The organism is Amedibacterium intestinale (assembly GCF_010537335.1).
Taxonomy (GTDB): domain Bacteria; phylum Bacillota_I; class Bacilli_A; order Erysipelotrichales; family Erysipelotrichaceae; genus Amedibacterium; species Amedibacterium intestinale.
In genome coordinates, this window is record NZ_AP019711.1 from 2,320,046 (window position 1) to 2,337,132 (window position 17,087).

The 17,087-nt window shown below is 38.5% G+C and carries 29 protein-coding genes; all 29 read left to right on the forward strand.

Annotation, left to right across the window (positions count from 1 at the left end; genetic code table 11):
• Window positions 1–13: 13 nt before the first annotated feature.
• The 29 genes from fusA (at window position 14) to rpsK (ending at window position 17,086) form a co-directional block, all read left to right on the forward strand.
• Complete coding sequence (gene fusA / locus A9CBEGH2_RS11505) at window positions 14–2,092, forward strand: elongation factor G (protein ID WP_115715797.1); 2,079 nt, start codon at window positions 14–16, stop codon at window positions 2,090–2,092.
• A 67-nt stretch (window positions 2,093–2,159) separates the two neighbouring features.
• The gene (tuf, locus tag A9CBEGH2_RS11510; RefSeq protein WP_115715796.1) at window positions 2,160–3,344 is read left to right on the forward strand and encodes an elongation factor Tu; all 1,185 of its coding nucleotides are present in this window, start codon (window positions 2,160–2,162) and stop codon (window positions 3,342–3,344) included.
• An 876-nt stretch (window positions 3,345–4,220) separates the two neighbouring features.
• The gene (rpsJ, locus tag A9CBEGH2_RS11515) at window positions 4,221–4,532 is read left to right on the forward strand and encodes a 30S ribosomal protein S10 (RefSeq protein ID WP_008690111.1); all 312 of its coding nucleotides are present in this window, start codon (window positions 4,221–4,223) and stop codon (window positions 4,530–4,532) included.
• 13 nt (window positions 4,533–4,545) lie between these two features.
• Entirely contained in the window at window positions 4,546–5,229 is a 684-nt protein-coding gene (gene rplC, locus A9CBEGH2_RS11520) for a 50S ribosomal protein L3 (protein WP_115715795.1), read from the forward strand.
• A gap of 3 nt (window positions 5,230–5,232) precedes the next feature.
• Window positions 5,233–5,862: a 50S ribosomal protein L4 gene (rplD, locus tag A9CBEGH2_RS11525; protein ID WP_118276571.1), complete on the forward strand. Its 630-nt coding sequence runs from the start codon at window positions 5,233–5,235 to the stop codon at window positions 5,860–5,862.
• On the forward strand, window positions 5,862–6,158 hold the full coding sequence (gene rplW, locus A9CBEGH2_RS11530) for a 50S ribosomal protein L23 (RefSeq protein WP_115715793.1): 297 nt from the start codon (window positions 5,862–5,864) through the stop codon (window positions 6,156–6,158). The genes rplD and rplW overlap by 1 nt, the downstream gene beginning before the upstream one ends.
• A 60-nt stretch (window positions 6,159–6,218) precedes the next feature.
• Entirely contained in the window at window positions 6,219–7,052 is an 834-nt protein-coding gene (gene rplB / locus A9CBEGH2_RS11535) for a 50S ribosomal protein L2 (protein ID WP_118276570.1), read from the forward strand.
• A gap of 19 nt (window positions 7,053–7,071) precedes the next feature.
• Window positions 7,072–7,347, forward strand: a complete 276-nt coding sequence (rpsS, locus tag A9CBEGH2_RS11540) for a 30S ribosomal protein S19 (RefSeq protein ID WP_115715791.1) — start codon at window positions 7,072–7,074, stop codon at window positions 7,345–7,347.
• 14 nt (window positions 7,348–7,361) lie between these two features.
• Window positions 7,362–7,697 carry a 50S ribosomal protein L22 gene (gene rplV / locus A9CBEGH2_RS11545; RefSeq protein ID WP_115715790.1) on the forward strand — a complete coding sequence of 112 codons (336 nt, stop codon included), beginning with the start codon at window positions 7,362–7,364 and terminating at the stop codon, window positions 7,695–7,697.
• A gap of 11 nt (window positions 7,698–7,708) precedes the next feature.
• A complete protein-coding gene (gene rpsC / locus A9CBEGH2_RS11550; RefSeq protein ID WP_118276569.1) occupies window positions 7,709–8,479 on the forward strand; it encodes a 30S ribosomal protein S3 in 771 nt (256 codons plus the stop codon).
• 2 nt (window positions 8,480–8,481) lie between these two features.
• Window positions 8,482–8,898: a 50S ribosomal protein L16 gene (rplP, locus tag A9CBEGH2_RS11555; RefSeq protein ID WP_115715788.1), complete on the forward strand. Its 417-nt coding sequence runs from the start codon at window positions 8,482–8,484 to the stop codon at window positions 8,896–8,898.
• 3 nt (window positions 8,899–8,901) lie between these two features.
• Window positions 8,902–9,102, forward strand: a complete 201-nt coding sequence (gene rpmC, locus A9CBEGH2_RS11560; RefSeq protein ID WP_115715787.1) for a 50S ribosomal protein L29 — start codon at window positions 8,902–8,904, stop codon at window positions 9,100–9,102.
• Between the two features lie 16 nt (window positions 9,103–9,118).
• Entirely contained in the window at window positions 9,119–9,379 is a 261-nt protein-coding gene (rpsQ, locus tag A9CBEGH2_RS11565; RefSeq protein ID WP_115715786.1) for a 30S ribosomal protein S17, read from the forward strand.
• A 20-nt stretch (window positions 9,380–9,399) separates the two neighbouring features.
• On the forward strand, window positions 9,400–9,768 hold the full coding sequence (gene rplN, locus A9CBEGH2_RS11570; RefSeq protein WP_115715785.1) for a 50S ribosomal protein L14: 369 nt from the start codon (window positions 9,400–9,402) through the stop codon (window positions 9,766–9,768).
• Window positions 9,769–9,780: 12 nt separating this feature from the next.
• Window positions 9,781–10,104: a 50S ribosomal protein L24 gene (gene rplX, locus A9CBEGH2_RS11575; protein WP_115715784.1), complete on the forward strand. Its 324-nt coding sequence runs from the start codon at window positions 9,781–9,783 to the stop codon at window positions 10,102–10,104.
• A gap of 14 nt (window positions 10,105–10,118) precedes the next feature.
• A complete protein-coding gene (gene rplE / locus A9CBEGH2_RS11580) occupies window positions 10,119–10,658 on the forward strand; it encodes a 50S ribosomal protein L5 (protein ID WP_115715783.1) in 540 nt (179 codons plus the stop codon).
• 13 nt (window positions 10,659–10,671) lie between these two features.
• On the forward strand, window positions 10,672–10,857 hold the full coding sequence (locus A9CBEGH2_RS11585) for a type Z 30S ribosomal protein S14 (protein WP_115715782.1): 186 nt from the start codon (window positions 10,672–10,674) through the stop codon (window positions 10,855–10,857).
• A 21-nt stretch (window positions 10,858–10,878) separates the two neighbouring features.
• A complete protein-coding gene (gene rpsH, locus A9CBEGH2_RS11590; protein WP_115716109.1) occupies window positions 10,879–11,274 on the forward strand; it encodes a 30S ribosomal protein S8 in 396 nt (131 codons plus the stop codon).
• A gap of 26 nt (window positions 11,275–11,300) precedes the next feature.
• The gene (rplF, locus tag A9CBEGH2_RS11595; protein WP_115715781.1) at window positions 11,301–11,846 is read left to right on the forward strand and encodes a 50S ribosomal protein L6; all 546 of its coding nucleotides are present in this window, start codon (window positions 11,301–11,303) and stop codon (window positions 11,844–11,846) included.
• Between the two features lie 21 nt (window positions 11,847–11,867).
• A complete protein-coding gene (rplR, locus tag A9CBEGH2_RS11600; RefSeq protein WP_115715780.1) occupies window positions 11,868–12,224 on the forward strand; it encodes a 50S ribosomal protein L18 in 357 nt (118 codons plus the stop codon).
• Window positions 12,225–12,236: 12 nt separating this feature from the next.
• Window positions 12,237–12,749, forward strand: coding sequence for a 30S ribosomal protein S5 (gene rpsE, locus A9CBEGH2_RS11605; protein ID WP_118276568.1), 513 nt, complete (start codon window positions 12,237–12,239; stop codon window positions 12,747–12,749).
• A gap of 15 nt (window positions 12,750–12,764) precedes the next feature.
• On the forward strand, window positions 12,765–13,205 hold the full coding sequence (rplO, locus tag A9CBEGH2_RS11610) for a 50S ribosomal protein L15 (protein WP_115715778.1): 441 nt from the start codon (window positions 12,765–12,767) through the stop codon (window positions 13,203–13,205).
• Window position 13,206: 1 nt separating this feature from the next.
• The gene (gene secY, locus A9CBEGH2_RS11615) at window positions 13,207–14,499 is read left to right on the forward strand and encodes a preprotein translocase subunit SecY (RefSeq protein WP_115715777.1); all 1,293 of its coding nucleotides are present in this window, start codon (window positions 13,207–13,209) and stop codon (window positions 14,497–14,499) included.
• Window positions 14,500–14,511: 12 nt separating this feature from the next.
• Window positions 14,512–15,159: an adenylate kinase gene (locus A9CBEGH2_RS11620; protein ID WP_118276567.1), complete on the forward strand. Its 648-nt coding sequence runs from the start codon at window positions 14,512–14,514 to the stop codon at window positions 15,157–15,159.
• A 37-nt stretch (window positions 15,160–15,196) separates the two neighbouring features.
• Window positions 15,197–15,907 (forward strand): type I methionyl aminopeptidase, encoded by a 711-nt coding sequence (map, locus tag A9CBEGH2_RS11625; protein ID WP_456298098.1) that lies wholly within the window; start codon window positions 15,197–15,199, stop codon window positions 15,905–15,907.
• Between the two features lie 20 nt (window positions 15,908–15,927).
• Window positions 15,928–16,146, forward strand: a complete 219-nt coding sequence (infA, locus tag A9CBEGH2_RS11630; protein ID WP_115715774.1) for a translation initiation factor IF-1 — start codon at window positions 15,928–15,930, stop codon at window positions 16,144–16,146.
• A 23-nt stretch (window positions 16,147–16,169) separates the two neighbouring features.
• Window positions 16,170–16,286: a 50S ribosomal protein L36 gene (gene rpmJ, locus A9CBEGH2_RS11635; protein WP_115715773.1), complete on the forward strand. Its 117-nt coding sequence runs from the start codon at window positions 16,170–16,172 to the stop codon at window positions 16,284–16,286.
• 17 nt (window positions 16,287–16,303) lie between these two features.
• On the forward strand, window positions 16,304–16,669 hold the full coding sequence (gene rpsM, locus A9CBEGH2_RS11640) for a 30S ribosomal protein S13 (RefSeq protein ID WP_118276565.1): 366 nt from the start codon (window positions 16,304–16,306) through the stop codon (window positions 16,667–16,669).
• A 21-nt stretch (window positions 16,670–16,690) separates the two neighbouring features.
• Entirely contained in the window at window positions 16,691–17,086 is a 396-nt protein-coding gene (rpsK, locus tag A9CBEGH2_RS11645) for a 30S ribosomal protein S11 (RefSeq protein WP_115715771.1), read from the forward strand.
• The last annotated feature ends 1 nt before the right edge of the window (window position 17,087 follow it).

Here is a 17,087-nt window from a genome sequence, read left to right on the forward strand (position 1 = left end):
AAGGAGTCAGACTATGGCACGTCAGTATTCATTGGAAAACACACGTAACATTGGTATCATGGCTCACATCGATGCTGGTAAAACAACAACAACAGAACGTATCCTGTACTATACAGGGGTTAACCACAAAATTGGGGAAACTCATGATGGAGCTTCAACAATGGACTGGATGGCTCAGGAACAGGAACGTGGTATTACAATCACTTCTGCAGCAACAACAGCTGCTTGGAAGGGTCACCGTATCAACATCATCGATACACCAGGACACGTAGACTTCACTGTTGAGGTTGAACGTTCTCTTCGTGTATTAGATGGCGCGGTAACTGTATTGGATGCAAAAGCAGGGGTTGAACCTCAGACAGAAACTGTTTGGCGTCAGGCTACTACTTATGGTGTTCCACGTATCGTATTCTGTAACAAAATGGATGCTACTGGGGCAGATTTCTTAATGTCTTGCAGAACTATCGTAGATCGTTTAGGGGCTAAATCTTGTCCAATTCAGCTTCCAATTGGTGCAGAATCTACATTCACTGGTATCGTTGATATCATTGAACGTAAAGCAGAAATTTACACAAACGATTTAGGAACAGATATCAAAATTGAAGAAGTTCCTGAAGATTTGAAAGATCTTTGTGAAGAATATCGTGCAAAATTAATTGATTATCTAGCAGATTATGATGAAGATTTCATGATGCAGGTATTAGAAGGTGAAGAACCAAGCGTAGAAGAAATTAAACGTGTTCTTCGAATCGCAGTATGTAAAGGGGATTTCTTCCCAGTACTTTGTGGTTCTGCATACAAAAACAAAGGTGTTCAGATGGTATTGGATGCAGTTGTTGACTACTTGCCTTCTCCACTAGATATTCCTGCAATCAAAGGAACAATCGAAGATGGTAGTGAAGTTGAACGTCATGCTGATGATAATGAACCATTCTCTGCATTGGCATTCAAAATCATGACTGACCCATTTGTTGGAAAACTTTCTTACTTCCGTGTGTACTCAGGTACAGCGAAAGCAGGAAGCTATGTATTGAACTCAACAAAAGGAAAAAGAGAACGTTTTGGACGTATCGTACAGATGCATGCAAACTCACGTAAAGAAATTGATGAAGTATACGCTGGAGATATCGCAGCTGCTGTAGGTTTAAAAGCTACTACAACTGGAGATACTTTATGTGCTGAAGATGCTCACATTATTCTGGAAAGTATGGAATTCCCAGAACCAGTTATCGAATTGTCTTTGGAACCAAAAACAAAAGCTGACCAGGATAAAATGGGGCTTGCTCTTGCTAAATTGGCAGAAGAAGATCCTACATTCAAAACATATACAGATCAGGAAACTGGACAGACAATCATCGCAGGTGTTGGGGAACTTCACTTAGACATCATTGTTGACCGTCTACGCCGTGAATTTAAAGTAGAAGCAAATGTTGGTCAGCCAATGGTTGCTTATCGTGAAACGATTCGTCAGGCAGCTGATTGTGAAGGTAAATATATCAAACAGTCTGGTGGTCGTGGACAGTATGGTCACGTATGGATTAAATTCGAACCTCAGGAAGAAGGTAAAGGATTTGAATTCGTTGATGCTACAGTTGGTGGAAGTGTTCCTCGTGAATACATCAAGCCTACGGAAGAAGGTTTAAGAGATGCATTGGAAAATGGTATCATTGCAGGATATCCAGTAATCGATATCAAAGCTACATTGTTTGACGGTTCTTACCACGATGTCGATTCAAGTGAAATGGCATATAAAATTGCTGCTTCTATGGCATTGAAAGCTGCTGCTAAACAGTGTAAACCAGTTATCTTGGAACCAATCATGATGGTAGAAGTAACTGCACCAAACGAATACCTTGGTAGTGTTATGGGAGATGTAAGTTCTCGTCGTGGTGCTATCGTTGATCAGGAAGAAAGAGGAAATGCTATTATTGTTAAAGCACACATTCCTTTATCTGAAATGTTTGGATATGTTACAGACTTACGTTCATTTACACAGGGGCGTGGTAACTATTCAATGAAATTTGATCACTATTCTGAAGTGCCTAAGAGCATTGCAGAAAAAATCGTTAAAAACAACGGTTCTGACAATTAACTGTTGCTTTTATAAAGATATTGAATTAGAATATATTTGAATCTTTAAAATAGGAGGAAATTAGAAAATGGCTAAAGAAAAATTTGACCGTTCCAAAACGCATGTTAACATTGGAACTATCGGACACGTTGACCACGGTAAAACAACTTTAACTGCTGCTATTACTAACGTATTGGCTAAAGCAGGTATGGCTCAGGCTCAGGCTTACGATCAGATCGATGGTGCTCCTGAAGAAAAAGAACGTGGTATCACAATCAACACTGCACACGTTGAATATCAGACTGAAAAACGTCACTATGCTCACGTTGACTGCCCAGGTCACGCTGACTACGTAAAAAACATGATTACTGGTGCTGCTCAGATGGATGGTGCTATTCTTGTAGTAGCTGCTTCTGATGGTCCTATGCCTCAGACTCGTGAACACATCCTATTGGCTCGTCAGGTAGGTGTTCCTTACATCGTTGTATTCTTGAACAAATGCGACATGGTTGATGATGACGAATTGATCGACCTTGTTGAAATGGAAGTTCGTGAATTGTTAAGCGAATACGGATTCGACGGAGATAACGCTCCAGTTATCCGTGGTTCAGCTTTAAAAGCTCTTGAAGGAGACGAAAAATATGTTGGTGCTATCCACGAATTGATGGATGCTGTTGATGAATTCATCCCAGATCCTGTTCGTGATACAGATAAACCATTCTTGATGTCTGTAGAAGACGTTATGACAATCACTGGACGTGGTACAGTTGCTACTGGACGTGTTGAACGTGGTGTTGTTAAATTAGGAGAAGAAGTGGAAATCGTTGGTATCCACGAAACTCAGAAAACTGTTATTACTGGATTGGAAATGTTCCGTAAACAGTTAGACTTCGCAGAATCTGGAGATAACATCGGTGCATTGCTTCGTGGTATCAACCGTGACCAGATCCAGCGTGGACAGGTTTTAGCTAAACCAGGATCAGTAAACCCTCACACAAAATTTAAAGCTCAGGTTTACGTATTAACTAAAGAAGAAGGTGGACGTCACACTCCATTCGTATCTAACTACCGTCCTCAGTTCTACTTCCGTACAACTGACGTAACTGGTGTTATCACTCTTCCAGAAGGAACTGATATGGTAATGCCTGGGGATAACGTAGAAATGACTGTTGAATTGATCGCTCCAATCGCTATCGAAAACAACACTAAATTCTCTATCCGTGAAGGTGGACGTACTGTAGGTTCAGGAAACGTAATCGAAATTCTTGGTTAATTTTGAAATATGAAAAAGAGTGCCGATGCACTCTTTTTTTGTGGTGTTTGATTAAGTGAATAAAGGAAATGAAATGAACTAGTACAGATGTTTTAAAGTAATGTGTAGTTAGTAATTTCATTTGAAAGTAAGAGTACATAGATGATAGATTAATCTAGATAAAGTATATAGCTGATGTAAGCACGTAGGAAGATGACAATTAAAATAGATATGAAGTTTAGTGATATTTATTGAGAATAAGATTTCTATAGCTTTAGAAGCATTGCGACCAATACTAAATAAATCTATAGCAAAATTACATATAGATAGATATTTGTTTCAAGAAACCTTCTTGTCAAAGAAATCTTAGCATGAAGATTTTTTTATGAAAGAAAAGAATAACGATACAATATGTTAAAGATATTCTCCAATCATGAATAGATTGCATGATCAATTGCATCATTCTTATATATTATTATGGTTAGAATAATGACGAAGATAAGCGCTTAAATAATTAAATAAGAAATTGTTTCTATATTTTTTTTATAAGTATAAAACACAATTGCTTGATAAAAATATTAAAAAAAGATAAGCTATGACAACAATTCCTGGAGTGTCATTTTAATGTTTTTATTCAATGAAATGAAATAAAGATTGTTAAAATGACCTATAAATATGGGATAATATGTAAATCCTAATAATATATAGAGAAATCAAAAATAAAATAAAAAAGTTAAAAAAAGCCTTGTAATTACAATTTTATTGTGTTAGTATATTGACATGACCGCAAGGACATGCGAGGTTGCTGACCCACTGAAAAACGTTGTCATGAACGGCGTGGTCAGGGAATTCGCATCGAGCGAGTCTATCAAGATATAGACGAAAGGAGAATTATTCATGGCAAAAAATAGCGTAAGAATTCGCTTAAAAGCCTATGAACACAGAATCTTAGATGCATCTGCAGAAAAGATCGTTCAGGCAGCACAAGCTCACGGTGCTAAAAAAATTGTTGGACCTGTACCACTTCCAACTGAAAAGCAAGTCGTTACAGTCTTGCGTGCGGTACACAAATATAAAGACTCTCGCGAACAGTTCGAGATCAGAACTCACAAACGTTTAATTGAGATTGTCGGACCTACAGCAGAAACTATCGACTCATTAAGTCGTCTAGAACTGCCAAGTGGTGTGGACATCGAAATTAAACTGTAATGGAGGTGACATCATGAAGGGTATTCTAGGACGTAAACTTGGGATGACACAGGTATTCACGGAAGATGGTGTACTGATTCCGGTTACTGTTGTTGAAGCTACACCAAATGTAGTTTTACAGAAAAAGACAGTGGAAAACGATGGATACGAAGCTGTACAGTTAGGATTTGAAGATGTAAAAGAAAAACGTAGCACAAAACCTGAAATTGGTCACGCTGCGAAAGCAAATACTGCTCCAAAACGTTTTGTTGAAGAAGTTCGTGACTGCGAACTAGAAGTTAACGTTGGAGATGAAGTTAAAGTTGATATCTTCGCTGCTGGAGAAACAGTTGATGTTATCGGAACAAGCAAAGGTAAAGGATTCATGGGTACAATCGTTCGTAACAATGCGAAAATCGGACCTAAGAGTCACGGTTCTGGACATCACAGACACATCGGTTCTTTGGCAACTAACGGTATTACATCTCGTCAGGGGAAAATCCTGAAAGGGACAGTAATGGCTGGTCAGGAAGGATGCTATAGAACAACAAACCAAAACCTGACAGTTATTAAAGTAGATGTTGAAAACAACTATCTATTAATCAAAGGAAACGTGCCTGGTCCTAAACGTGGAATGGTAATGGTACGTACTGCTAAATGTTCTAAAGGTAATTCAGAACCTGTAACATTAGTAGATTACACGAAAGAGGAGGAATAAAAGATGCCTAAGATGGTCGTATTAAACCAAGCTGGTAAAGAGTTGCACGAAATCACTCTTGCTGATGCAGTATTTGGCATCGAGCCAAATCAGCAATGTATCTTCGATGCTATCGTAATGCAGCGTGCTAGCATGCGTCAGGGAACACACGATACTAAAAACCGTACTGAAGTACGTGGTGGTGGACGTAAACCTTGGCGTCAGAAAGGAACTGGACGTGCTCGTCAGGGTTCTATCCGCGCTACACAGTGGAGAGGTGGAGGAACTGTATTTGGACCTACTCCAAGAAGCTATGCATATAAGCTGAACAAAAAAGTTCGTCGTCTAGCTTTAAAATCAGTTTTATCTGAAAAAGTACTAGAAAACGCAATGAGCGTTGTAGATAAATTTGAATTGGAAGCACCTAAAACAAAAGCTTTCAACGAAATTATCGCAAATCTGGAAGCACCTAAGAAAACTTTATTCGTAGTTTCTGAAGGTGAAGATTTTGAAAATGCATTCTTAAGCATGCGTAACATCCCAACAATGATGATGTTAACTGCTGATGGATTGAATGTTTACGATATCGTAAATGCTAACAAAATCGTCTTTACAGAAGCTGCTGTTAAAGATGTTGAGGAGGCACTTGCATAATGAACAATTATAAAGATATTATTATCCGTCCTATCATCACTGAAAAAACAATGAGATACATGGACGAAGACAACAAAGTAACTTTTGAAGTTAAAAAAGGAGCAAACAAAACATTGATCAAACAGGCTGTTGAAAGCATCTTCGGTGTTGATGTTGTTTCTGTAAATGTTGTAAACGTAAAACCTAAAACAAAAAGAATGGGTAAATACGTTGGTAAAACAAAAGCTGTTCGTAAAGCTTATGTAAAAATTGCTGAAGGACAGGATATCAATTTATTCGGTGAAGAAGCTGAATAATCATCAGGAAGAAGACACGCTATTTCCTGAATAAATATTGCGTAAGGAGGACATTAGAAAATGCCAATCAAAAAGTATAAACCGACCACTCCAGGTCGTCGTGGTATGACTAGCTTGTCTCGTGAAGAGATTACAGCTAACAAACCAGAAAAATCACTTTTGGCACCTTTAAATAGTAAAGGTGGAAGAAACAACAATGGACGTATCACAACACGTCATCAGGGTGGAGGGCACAAACGTGCTTATCGTATCATCGACTTCAAACGTAATAAAGATGGAATCCCTGCTCGTGTAGCAACAATTGAGTACGATCCAAACCGTTCTGCAAATATCGCTTTATTGAATTATGCAGATGGTGAAAAACGTTACATCATTGCTCCAAAAGGATTAACAGTTGGTACAACTGTTATATCTGGAAAGGGTGCAGATATTAAAGTTGGTAATGCGTTGGAATTGAAAGATATCCCAGAAGGTACTTTCATTCACAATATTGAATTAAAACCTGGAAAAGGTGGACAGATGGCTCGTTCAGCTGGTACATCTGCTCAGATTTTAGGTATTGAAGAAAAATATACAACAATCCGTTTAGCATCTGGAGAAGTTCGTAAAGTATTGTCTAACTGCCGTGCTACAATTGGTCAGGTTGGTAATGAAGATCACAGTCTAGTTAACTATGGTAAAGCTGGACGTAACCGTTGGAGAGGTATCCGCCCAACTGTTCGTGGTTCTGTTATGAACCCTAATGATCACCCTCATGGTGGTGGGGAAGGACGTACGCCAATCGGACGTAAATCTCCAATGACTCCTTGGGGTAAAAAAGCTATGGGTGTTAAAACTCGTAAAGCAAAACAGCCGTCTACGAAGTTAATTGTTCGTCGTCGTAATGGCAAATAGGCAAAGGAGGAAATGAAAAATGAGTCGTAGTTTGAAAAAAGGCCCATTCTGTGATGACCACTTAATGAAAAAAGTGGAAGAACTGAATGCTGCTGGTAAAAAACAAGTTATTAAAACCTGGTCACGTCGTTCAACGATTTTCCCTCAGTTTGTGGAACATACATTTGCCGTTTACAACGGAAAAGAACACCTGCCTGTATATGTTACAGAAGATATGGTAGGACACAAGCTTGGTGAATTTGTCCCAACTCGTAAATATACTGGACACGATGACGACAAAAAAGCTAAGAGATAAGGAGGAAACGTTACATGGAAGTTAAAGCAACAGCAAAAACATTACGTATCCCACCTAGAAAAGCTCGTATCGTTATCGATCTAATTCGTGGGAAAGACGTTGCGGAAGCAGCTGCTATTTTGAAATTTACACCAAATGCTGCAGCTGATGCAATCGCAAAAGTATTGAAATCTGCAGTAGCTAATGCAGTAAATAACAATGAAATGAATGAAGAAAAATTGTATGTTAAGGCATGCTATGCTAATGAAGGTATTACTTTAAAACGCTTCATGCCTCGTGCAAAAGGATCTGCAAGTGCAATCCACAAACGCACCAGCCACATTACTATCGTGGTTGACGAGCGTGATTAAGGAGGTAGCTCATGGGACAGAAAGTTAGTCCAATCGGATTACGTGTCGGTGTTATCCGTGACTGGGAATCTAGATGGTATGCTGACAAAGATTATGCCGATTTATTATTGGAAGATGTTAAAATTCGTGAATTCTTATTCGCTGAATTAAAAGCAGCGTCCGTTTCAAGAATTGAAATCGAACGTTCTAAAAACCGTGTTGAAATCATGATCCGTACAGCTCGTCCTGGTGTGATCATTGGAACAAATGGTGAAAATATTGAAAACCTGAAAAAGAAATTAGAAAAATTAACAGGTGGAAAAAACATTTTCTTAAAAGTTTTAGAAATCGCAAACCCAGATTTGGATGCTAAATTGGTAGCTCGTAGTATTGCTGATCAGTTGGAACAGCGTGCAAGCTTCCGTACAGCACAGAAAAAAGCAATTCAGAGAACAATGCGTGCTGGAGCTAAAGGAATCAAAACAGCTGTTTCTGGACGTTTAGGTGGAGCTGATATGGCTCGTACAGAAGGATACAGTGAAGGTGTTGTTCCTTTGCATACTTTACGTGCTGACATTGATTATGCTTGGGAAGAAGCACATACAACTTACGGTCGTCTAGGAGTTAAAGTTTGGATTTGCCGTGGTGAAGTATTGCCAGGACAGATGGTTCAGGAACCAGAAGCTCCAAAAAACAATATGAACGACAGACGTCGTAACCGTCGCGGAAACCGTGGTGGAAACAGAAATAACAGAAGAGACAACGCTGCAGCAAGTGCTCCAAAAGCTGAAGGAGGTAACTAATTATGTTAATGCCTAAGAGAACAAAATATAGAAGACCTCACCGTTTAAGCTACGAAGGACGTGCAAAAGCAGGTCGTGATGTATCTTTTGGTGAATATGGTCTAATGGCTGATACTGGTGCTTATATCAGCAACCGTCAGATTGAGGCCGCTCGTATTGCCATGACACGTTATATGAAACGTGGTGGTAAAGTTTGGATTCGTATCTTCCCTCACATGGCAAGAACGAAAAAACCATTAGAAGTACGTATGGGTTCTGGTAAAGGTGCTCCAGAAGGATGGGTAGCAGTAGTTAAACCAGGACGTGTTATGTTCGAAATCGCTGGAGTTTCTGAAGAAGTAGCACGCGAAGCATTCCGTTTAGCTTCTCACAAATTGCCAGTAAAAACAAAATTTGTTGTTAGAAAAGGAGAGGAGTAATTTATGACAGCGAAAGAGATCAGAGAAAAAAGCAATAGCGAAATCCTACAAGAGATCGAAACGCTTAAAGATGAACTTTTTAATCTTCGTTTCCAACAAGCAACTGGACAGTTGACAAACACTGCTCGTATGAAAACAGTGAAAAAGGATATTGCCCGTATGAAAACCGTATTGACTGAGCGTGAGCTTAGCAATCAGGATTAAGGAGGATCACTAAGCTATGGAAAGATCTAACCGTAAAGTATATCGTGGAACAGTTGTTTCCGATAAAATGGATAAAACTATTACTGTAGTAGTAGAAACTAAGAAAACACATCCATTATATGGAAAACGTGTAAATTATTCTAAAAAATTCAAAGCTCATGACGAAAATAACGAAGCTAGAATCGGAGATAGAGTAGAAATTATGGAAACTCGTCCATTATCTGCAACTAAACGCTTCCGCTTAGTGAAAATCGTTGAGAAAGCTGTACAGCTGTAGACGCTAGGAGGTAGACATTCATGATCCAGAATGAAAGTAGATTACGCGTCGCTGATAACACTGGTGCCAAAGAAGTTTTGGTTATCCGTTGTTTAGGTGGTAGCGTTCGTAAGTTTTCAAACATCGGGGATATCGTTGTCTGTGCTGTAAAACAGGCTGCTCCTGGTGGAACTGTTAAAAAAGGTGATGTTGTTAAAGGTGTAATCGTACGTACAAAACGTGGAGTACGCCGTGAAAACGGAACATACATCAAATTTGATGACAATGCAGTTGTTCTTATCAAGGATGACAAAACACCACGTGGAACTCGTATTTTTGGACCAGTGGCAAGAGAACTTCGTGACAAAGACTTTATGAAAATTGTGTCTTTGGCACCAGAAGTATTATAAGGAGGTGTCTTTGTGAAAATCAAAAAAGGTGATAAAGTTCAGGTTATTACAGGTGCTTACAAGGGCACTATCGCTGAAGTAATTAAAGTTTTCCCTAAAGAAAACAAAGTTATCGTTGAAGGAGTTAACATGGTGAAAAAACACCTAAAACCTACTCAGGCTAATCCTGATGGAGGAATTGTTGAAAAAGAAGCTCCTATTCATGTATCTAACGTAATGGCTTACGATGCAAAAGCTAAGAAAGCTAGCCGTATCGGATTCGAAATTAAAGAAGACAAAAAAGGCAATAAAACAAAAGTTCGCGTCTACAAAAAAACTGGCGCTGAAGTTAAGTAAGGAGGTTATAAAGGATGAACCGCCTAAATCAAAAATACAATGAGGTTGTAGTACCTAACTTGATGAAAAAATTTAACTATAAATCAGTTATGGAAGTACCTTACGTAGATAAAATTGTTATCAATATGGGTATTGGTGAAGCTATTTCTAACCCAAAAGTATTAGATGATGCAGTTGCTGAATTAGCACAGATTACTGGACAGGCTCCAGTAGTAACAAAAGCTAAAAAATCAATCGCAAACTTTAAAGTTCGTGAAGGAATGCCTATCGGATGTAAAGTTACTTTGCGTAAAGAAAAAATGTATGATTTCTTAGATAAATTAATGAACATCTCTTTACCACGTGTTCGTGACTTCCGTGGTGTTTCAGATACATCTTTTGATGGTCGTGGAAACTATACTTTGGGTATCAAAGAACAGCTGATTTTCCCAGAAATCAATTACGATAAAGTAAATAAAGTACGTGGTATGGATATCGTAGTTGTTACAACTGCAAAAACAAACGAAGAAGCTAAGGCATTACTAGAAGAATTAGGTATGCCTTTCAAGAAATAGGAGGACTTGAAATATGGCAAAGAAAGCAATGATTAATAAATCAAAACGTCCTCAAAAGTTCAAAGTGCGTGAGTACACACGTTGTGAACGTTGTGGCCGTCCTCACTCAGTTTTACGTAAATACAAACTATGCCGTATTTGCTTCCGTGAACTTGCTTATAAAGGGCAGATTCCGGGTGTAAAAAAGGCAAGCTGGTAAGATAGGAGGAATAAAGTCATGATGATAATGACAGATCCGATTGCAGATATGCTTACTAGAATTCGTAACGCAGTTCAGGCTCGTCACGATGTTGTAGAAGTTCCTGCAAACAAAGAAAAAATTGAAATTGCAAAAATTTTAAAAGAAGAAGGATTCATCACAGATTACAAAGTAGAGGGTGAAGTTAAGAAAACTATTACTATTACTTTGAAATATGGTCCAAATAATGAAAAAGTAATCAATGGATTGAGAAGAATTTCAAAACCAGGATTAAGAGCTTATGCTAAAGTTGATTCAATTCCTCGTGTATTGAATGGTCTTGGTATTGCTATTATCTCTACATCTCATGGATTAATGACAGATAAAGAAGCTAAAGCTAAACACGTTGGTGGCGAAGTTATCGCTTACGTGTGGTAGTATAAAGCTATAACGGAGGTAAGGAAATGTCACGTATCGGTAATAAAGCGATTACCATTCCTGCTGGTGTTGAAGTTACTATCGCTAGCGGGAATGAGGTGACTGTTAAAGGGCCTAAAGGAACTTTAACTCGTCAGTTCAATTCTGATTTAGGTATCAAAATTGAAGAAAATATTTTAACTGTTACTCGTCCTAATGAAGAGAAACATACAAAACAGTTGCACGGAACAACTCGTGCATTATTAGCTAACATGGTAGAAGGTGTAAGCGAAGGCTTCACTAAAGAACTTGAACTAGTTGGTATTGGGTTCCGTGCTGCAGTTAGTGGTAAAAAACTAACATTAAATGTTGGTTACTCTCACCCAGTTGAATTTGCTGTTGAAGAAGGAATCAGTGTTGAATGTCCATCAGCTACTGAAATTAAAGTATCTGGTATTGACAAACAGCGTGTTGGTGAATTCGCTGCAAATGTTCGTGCTGTAAGAAAACCAGAACCTTACAAAGGAAAAGGTATTCGCTATAAAGGTGAATATGTTCGTCGTAAGGAAGGTAAAACAGCAGGTAAGAAATAGTGGGAAAGGAGAAATTGAACAATGCTTAAGAAAGTATCTAGAAATGATGAGCGTTTACGCCGTCACGTACGTGTTCGTACCAAAATCAGTGGTACTCCTGAATGTCCCCGCCTGAACGTTTTCCGTTCAAACAGCCACATTCACGCGCAGATCATTGATGACGTTAATGGAAACACATTAGTTTCAGCTAGCTCAGTTGAATTGAAACTTGAAAATGGTGGAAATGTAGAAGCTGCTAAAACAGTTGGAACAGAAATTGCAAAACGCGCAATTGAAAAAAATATTACAAATGTAGTATTCGACCGTGGTGGATATGTTTACACAGGTCGTGTAAAAGCATTAGCTGATGCGGCTAGAGAAGCCGGACTGAAATTTTAGGAGGTTATGCGAATGGAACGTAAACCAAGAAGAGACCGCGAACGCGAAAAGGAATTCGAAGAACGCGTAGTTGCCATCAACCGTGTAACAAAAGTAGTTAAAGGTGGACGTCGTTTCCGTTTTGCTGCTTTAGTTGTTATCGGTGATAAAAAAGGACGTGTTGGATTCGGTACAGGAAAAGCTAACGAGGTTCCTGATGCTATTAAAAAAGCAATTGAAGATGCTAAGAAAAACGTATTTACAGTACCTGTTGTAGGAACTACTATTCCTCATGAAATTACTGGTACATACGGTGCAGGTCAGGTATTCCTTCGTCCTGCTTCAGAAGGTACTGGAGTTATCGCAGGTGGAGCAATTCGTGATGTATTAGAATTAGCTGGTATTAATGATATCCTTTCTAAATGTTTAGGAAGTCGTACTCCAATTAATATGGTACGTGCAACAATGACAGCTTTAAAAGAATTAAAAACAATCGAAGAAGTTGCTCAGCTCCGTGGTAAAAAACCAGAAGAAATTCGCGGTTAACAGGAGGAATTTGACATGAAATTACATGAAATGAAATATACAGAAGGTGCACGTAAAGCTTCTTATCGAGTTGGACGTGGACATGGTTCTGGTAATGGGAAAACTGCTGGTAAAGGACATAAAGGACAAAACGCAAGATCAGGTGGAGGCGTTCGACTTGGTTTTGAAGGTGGTCAGACTCCTTTAGCTAGACGTTTACCTAAACGTGGATTTACAAACTTTACACGTAAAGAATATGCAATCGTTAATGTTGCTTCTTTAAATCGTTTTGAAGATGGAACTGAAGTAACTCCAGAATTACTAATCGAATGTGGATTAGTAAAAAAAGAATTGGATGGTATTAAAGTATTGGGTGAAGGTGCATTAGAGAAAAAATTAACAGTAAAAGCTAATAAATTCTCTAAATCAGCTTTAGCTACAATTGAGCAGGCAGGCGGAAAAGCAGAGGTTATCTAATATGCTAAAAACGATTATCAGCATGTTTAAGAGTAAAGATATCCGTAATCGAATACTCTTTACTCTCGCCATGTTGTTTATCTTCCGTTTTGGCGCAGCAATCACCGTACCAGGAGTTGACATTTCAACAATGACAAATGCTAAGAGCAATAGTTTATTTGAAATGATCAACCTCCTTGGTGGGGGTGGTCTTGAACAGTTATCTGTTTTTGCTCTAGGTGTAGGCCCTTACATTACAGCTTCCATTATTATCCAGTTATTGTCAATGGATGTTATTCCAGCATTAACTGAATTAGCAAAAGGTGGGGCTACAGGAAAAAAACAGATAGATAAATATACGCGATACCTGGCAGTAGTTTTAGGCTTCTTCCAGGCTTCAACGCTAATATACGGATTCTCCCGTGCATACCCTGGACTTCTAGTTGAGGGAGATGGATGGGCTTCCATTTTGTATATTTCAACTGTTCTAACTGGTGGTAGTATGTTCCTTTTATGGATTGGAGATCGTATTTCTATGAAAGGAATTGGAAATGGTATTTCTATGATTATTGCCGCTGGTATTATTGCTAGATTGCCGCATCAAATGATTACAGCATGGGAGACTGTTGTAGATACATCTAGTAGTTCAGCAACTTTCAATGGTATCCTTGGTTTTGCAGGGTATATTTTATGTTATCTACTAATCATCGTTTTTGTAGTATTTATGCAGACTGCTGAAAGAAAAATTCCAATTCAATATACTTCAAGTACTGTTACTACTAGAAAGAAAGATATGACATATTTACCTTTGAAAATAAATTCAGCAAGTGTAATCCCAGTCATTTTCGCTTCTTCTCTGATGGTAGCACCACTGTCTATTGTTAAAATGATTACTTCAGCTGACTGGGTAAATACACTAGAATATTTTTTAGGATTACAGACACCGGTGAGTTTAGTGATTTATGTTGTTTTAACAATATTATTTACTTTCTTCTATACACAGATGCAAGTAGATCCATCAAAGATTGCTGAAAATTTAGGAAAATCTGGTACGTACATTCCAGGAATTCGTCCAGGTAGTGAAACTAAAGAATATATAAATAAAGTACTAAACAGAATTACTGTTTTAGGTGCACTTGGCCTGGCATTTATTGCTGTATTGCCTCATGCGCTTCCATTGTTTACCTCTCTACCAGCATCTATGGGGATTGGTGGAACGGGAATTATTATCGTTGTTGGGGTTGCAATGGAAACCGTAAAACAAATTCAAGGACGTATGACACAGAAATCTTATCGTGGGTTTCTTCAGCGATAGAGGTGAATAAAAATGAATATTCTTATTATGGGAGGACCTGGTGCTGGAAAAGGCACTATGTCAGCAAGAATTGTTGAAAAATTTAATGTTAATCATATTTCAACAGGAGATATATTCCGCAGTGAAATTGGAAATGGTACAGCTTTGGGGTTAGAAGCAAAAAGCTATATGGATAAAGGTTTACTAGTTCCTGATGAATTGGTTAACAATATGGTTAAAAGTTATTTAGAAAATCTAGAAGATAAGAAGAACGGATACTTGCTAGATGGATACCCAAGAACACTGGATCAGGCAAAAGCTTTTGATGCTTTAGCAGGGGATAGTGACCTTGCAATTGATAAAGTCATCGCAATGGAGATTGATTTTGATGTTTTAGCAGGTCGAATTACCGGTCGTCGAATCTGTAAAGATTGTGGAGAAATCTATCATATAGAATCTAAACCTTCTAAATTAGAAGGAAAATGTGATAAATGTGGTGGAGAACTTTACCAGCGTAAAGACGATACTGTTGAAAGTTTGACAGTACGATTGGATGAATACAGTAAACAGACTGCTCCAGTTCTGGATTACTATGCAGAAAAGGGAATTGTTAATAAAATCAATGCTGATCAACCAATTGAAAGCGTCTGGAGCGATGTCCTGAAAGCATTGGAGGACTAAAATGGTCAAATCCAAGTCTATTCAGGAGTTGACATATATGAAAAAAGCAGGTATAATTGTTGCGCTTGCACATCGTGCAGCGCAATCAGTTATACATCCTGGAATAAAAACCAAAGAGATAAATGAAATTGTTGAAAAAACAATTATTGAGAATGGCGGTTATCCGTCTTTTAAAGGTTTATATGGTTTTCCAGCTGCAGCTTGTATATCTGTAAATTCTGTTATAGTACATGGTATTCCTGATAATACAGTACTAAAAGACGGAGACATTGTTTCAGTAGATATCGGTGCCTGTTATAAAGGGTATCATGGAGACTCGGCATGGACATATGCTGTTGGAAATGTAGATGAGCAGACAAAACGACTCATGTACATTGGAGAAAAATCTTTATATGAAGGTTTAAAAATGGCAAAGGTCGGGAATCATTTAACTGATATTTCTCATGCTATCGGAGAATATGTTTTTCAACATGGTTATTCGTTGCCAAGAGATTATGCAGGTCATGGCATTGGAACTTCTGTCCATGAAGATCCGACAGTTCCAAATTTTGGTCCGGCAGGTCATGGAATCATTCTTAAAGAAGGTATGACTTTTGCGATTGAGCCTATGGTTCTAGCAGGAAGACCGCAAACACGATTGTTAAAGGATGGATGGGGTGTTGGCACTAGAGATGGTAAAAATGGTGTACACTTCGAACATACAATCGTAATTACAAAAGATGGGTATGAAATACTCACAAAAGTTTAAAGAGGAGGAACACTCAAATAATGGGTAAGCAAGATGTTATTGAAATTGACGGGGTTGTTACAGATACTCTGCCAAATGCAATGTTTAAAGTGAAATTGCCAAATGGACACGAAATACTGGCTCACGTTTCTGGTAAAATCCGCATGCACTACATCCGCATTTTACCAGGGGATCGTGTTACTGTAGAAATTTCACCTTATGATTTAACACGTGGGCGAATTACATTCCGACACAAATAAGTCGGTAATAAGGAGGAAAACGCATGAAAGTAAGACCATCTGTCAAACCAATATGCGATAAGTGCCGCATTATCAAACGTAAAGGCCGTATCATGGTTATTTGCGAAAATCCAAAACACAAACAAAGACAAGGAAACTAATGGAGGTGTAATGTAAAATGGCTCGTATTGCAGGTGTTGATTTACCACGCGATAAGCGCGTTGTAGTATCATTAACTTATATTTATGGAATTGGCCGCCCAACTGCGGAAAAAATTCTAGCAAAAACAGGAATTAGCGAAGATATTCGTGTAAAAGATTTAACTGACGAACAGGTTAACGCAATTCGTACAGAAATTGACGCAATCAAAGTTGAAGGTGATTTGCGTCGTGAAGTAGCGTTAAATATCAAACGTTTAATGGAAATTGGATGCTATCGTGGGATCCGTCACCGTAAAGGATTACCGGTTCGCGGTCAGCGTACTAAAACAAATGCTCGTACACGTAAAGGTCCAGTTCGTACAGTAGCAAACAAAAAGAAATAGGACGATAGGAGGAAGTAAATAATGGCAAAAAATGTAAAAGCGGGCGCTCGTAAACGCAAGGCACGTAAGAATATTGCTCGTGGATGTGCGCACATTCACTCAACTTTTAATAATACCATCGTTACTATTACTGACGAAAGTGGAAACGCAGTAGCTTGGTCTAGCGCTGGTGCATTAGGGTTCAAAGGTTCTCGTAAATCTACTCCATTTGCTGCTCAGATGGCTGGAGAAGCTGCAGGTAAAGCTGCAATAGAAAATGGTATGAAGACGGTATCTGTAAACGTTAAAGGTCCAGGACCTGGACGTGAAGCAGCTGTAAGAGCATTACAGGTTGCGGGATTAGAAATTACAATGATTAATGATGTAACTCCAATTCCACACAACGGTTGTCGTCCACCTAAACGACCACGTGGTTAAT

What these genes read in the sequence shown, in the direction of transcription:
- fusA (WP_115715797.1), top strand. Translation starts at nt 14, where the DNA reads ATGGCACGTCAGTATTCATTGGAAAACACACGTAACATTGGTATCATG.
- tuf (WP_115715796.1), top strand. Translation starts at nt 2,160, where the DNA reads ATGGCTAAAGAAAAATTTGACCGTTCCAAAACGCATGTTAACATTGGA.
- rpsJ (WP_008690111.1), top strand. Translation starts at nt 4,221, where the DNA reads ATGGCAAAAAATAGCGTAAGAATTCGCTTAAAAGCCTATGAACACAGA.
- rplC (WP_115715795.1), top strand. Translation starts at nt 4,546, where the DNA reads ATGAAGGGTATTCTAGGACGTAAACTTGGGATGACACAGGTATTCACG.
- rplD (WP_118276571.1), top strand. Translation starts at nt 5,233, where the DNA reads ATGCCTAAGATGGTCGTATTAAACCAAGCTGGTAAAGAGTTGCACGAA.
- rplW (WP_115715793.1), top strand. Translation starts at nt 5,862, where the DNA reads ATGAACAATTATAAAGATATTATTATCCGTCCTATCATCACTGAAAAA.
- rplB (WP_118276570.1), top strand. Translation starts at nt 6,219, where the DNA reads ATGCCAATCAAAAAGTATAAACCGACCACTCCAGGTCGTCGTGGTATG.
- rpsS (WP_115715791.1), top strand. Translation starts at nt 7,072, where the DNA reads ATGAGTCGTAGTTTGAAAAAAGGCCCATTCTGTGATGACCACTTAATG.
- rplV (WP_115715790.1), top strand. Translation starts at nt 7,362, where the DNA reads ATGGAAGTTAAAGCAACAGCAAAAACATTACGTATCCCACCTAGAAAA.
- rpsC (WP_118276569.1), top strand. Translation starts at nt 7,709, where the DNA reads ATGGGACAGAAAGTTAGTCCAATCGGATTACGTGTCGGTGTTATCCGT.
- rplP (WP_115715788.1), top strand. Translation starts at nt 8,482, where the DNA reads ATGTTAATGCCTAAGAGAACAAAATATAGAAGACCTCACCGTTTAAGC.
- rpmC (WP_115715787.1), top strand. Translation starts at nt 8,902, where the DNA reads ATGACAGCGAAAGAGATCAGAGAAAAAAGCAATAGCGAAATCCTACAA.
- rpsQ (WP_115715786.1), top strand. Translation starts at nt 9,119, where the DNA reads ATGGAAAGATCTAACCGTAAAGTATATCGTGGAACAGTTGTTTCCGAT.
- rplN (WP_115715785.1), top strand. Translation starts at nt 9,400, where the DNA reads ATGATCCAGAATGAAAGTAGATTACGCGTCGCTGATAACACTGGTGCC.
- rplE (WP_115715783.1), top strand. Translation starts at nt 10,119, where the DNA reads ATGAACCGCCTAAATCAAAAATACAATGAGGTTGTAGTACCTAACTTG.
- A9CBEGH2_RS11585 (WP_115715782.1), top strand. Translation starts at nt 10,672, where the DNA reads ATGGCAAAGAAAGCAATGATTAATAAATCAAAACGTCCTCAAAAGTTC.
- rpsH (WP_115716109.1), top strand. Translation starts at nt 10,879, where the DNA reads ATGATAATGACAGATCCGATTGCAGATATGCTTACTAGAATTCGTAAC.
- rplF (WP_115715781.1), top strand. Translation starts at nt 11,301, where the DNA reads ATGTCACGTATCGGTAATAAAGCGATTACCATTCCTGCTGGTGTTGAA.
- rplR (WP_115715780.1), top strand. Translation starts at nt 11,868, where the DNA reads ATGCTTAAGAAAGTATCTAGAAATGATGAGCGTTTACGCCGTCACGTA.
- rpsE (WP_118276568.1), top strand. Translation starts at nt 12,237, where the DNA reads ATGGAACGTAAACCAAGAAGAGACCGCGAACGCGAAAAGGAATTCGAA.
- rplO (WP_115715778.1), top strand. Translation starts at nt 12,765, where the DNA reads ATGAAATTACATGAAATGAAATATACAGAAGGTGCACGTAAAGCTTCT.
- secY (WP_115715777.1), top strand. Translation starts at nt 13,207, where the DNA reads ATGCTAAAAACGATTATCAGCATGTTTAAGAGTAAAGATATCCGTAAT.
- A9CBEGH2_RS11620 (WP_118276567.1), top strand. Translation starts at nt 14,512, where the DNA reads ATGAATATTCTTATTATGGGAGGACCTGGTGCTGGAAAAGGCACTATG.
- map (WP_456298098.1), top strand. Translation starts at nt 15,197, where the DNA reads ATGAAAAAAGCAGGTATAATTGTTGCGCTTGCACATCGTGCAGCGCAA.
- infA (WP_115715774.1), top strand. Translation starts at nt 15,928, where the DNA reads ATGGGTAAGCAAGATGTTATTGAAATTGACGGGGTTGTTACAGATACT.
- rpmJ (WP_115715773.1), top strand. Translation starts at nt 16,170, where the DNA reads ATGAAAGTAAGACCATCTGTCAAACCAATATGCGATAAGTGCCGCATT.
- rpsM (WP_118276565.1), top strand. Translation starts at nt 16,304, where the DNA reads ATGGCTCGTATTGCAGGTGTTGATTTACCACGCGATAAGCGCGTTGTA.
- rpsK (WP_115715771.1), top strand. Translation starts at nt 16,691, where the DNA reads ATGGCAAAAAATGTAAAAGCGGGCGCTCGTAAACGCAAGGCACGTAAG.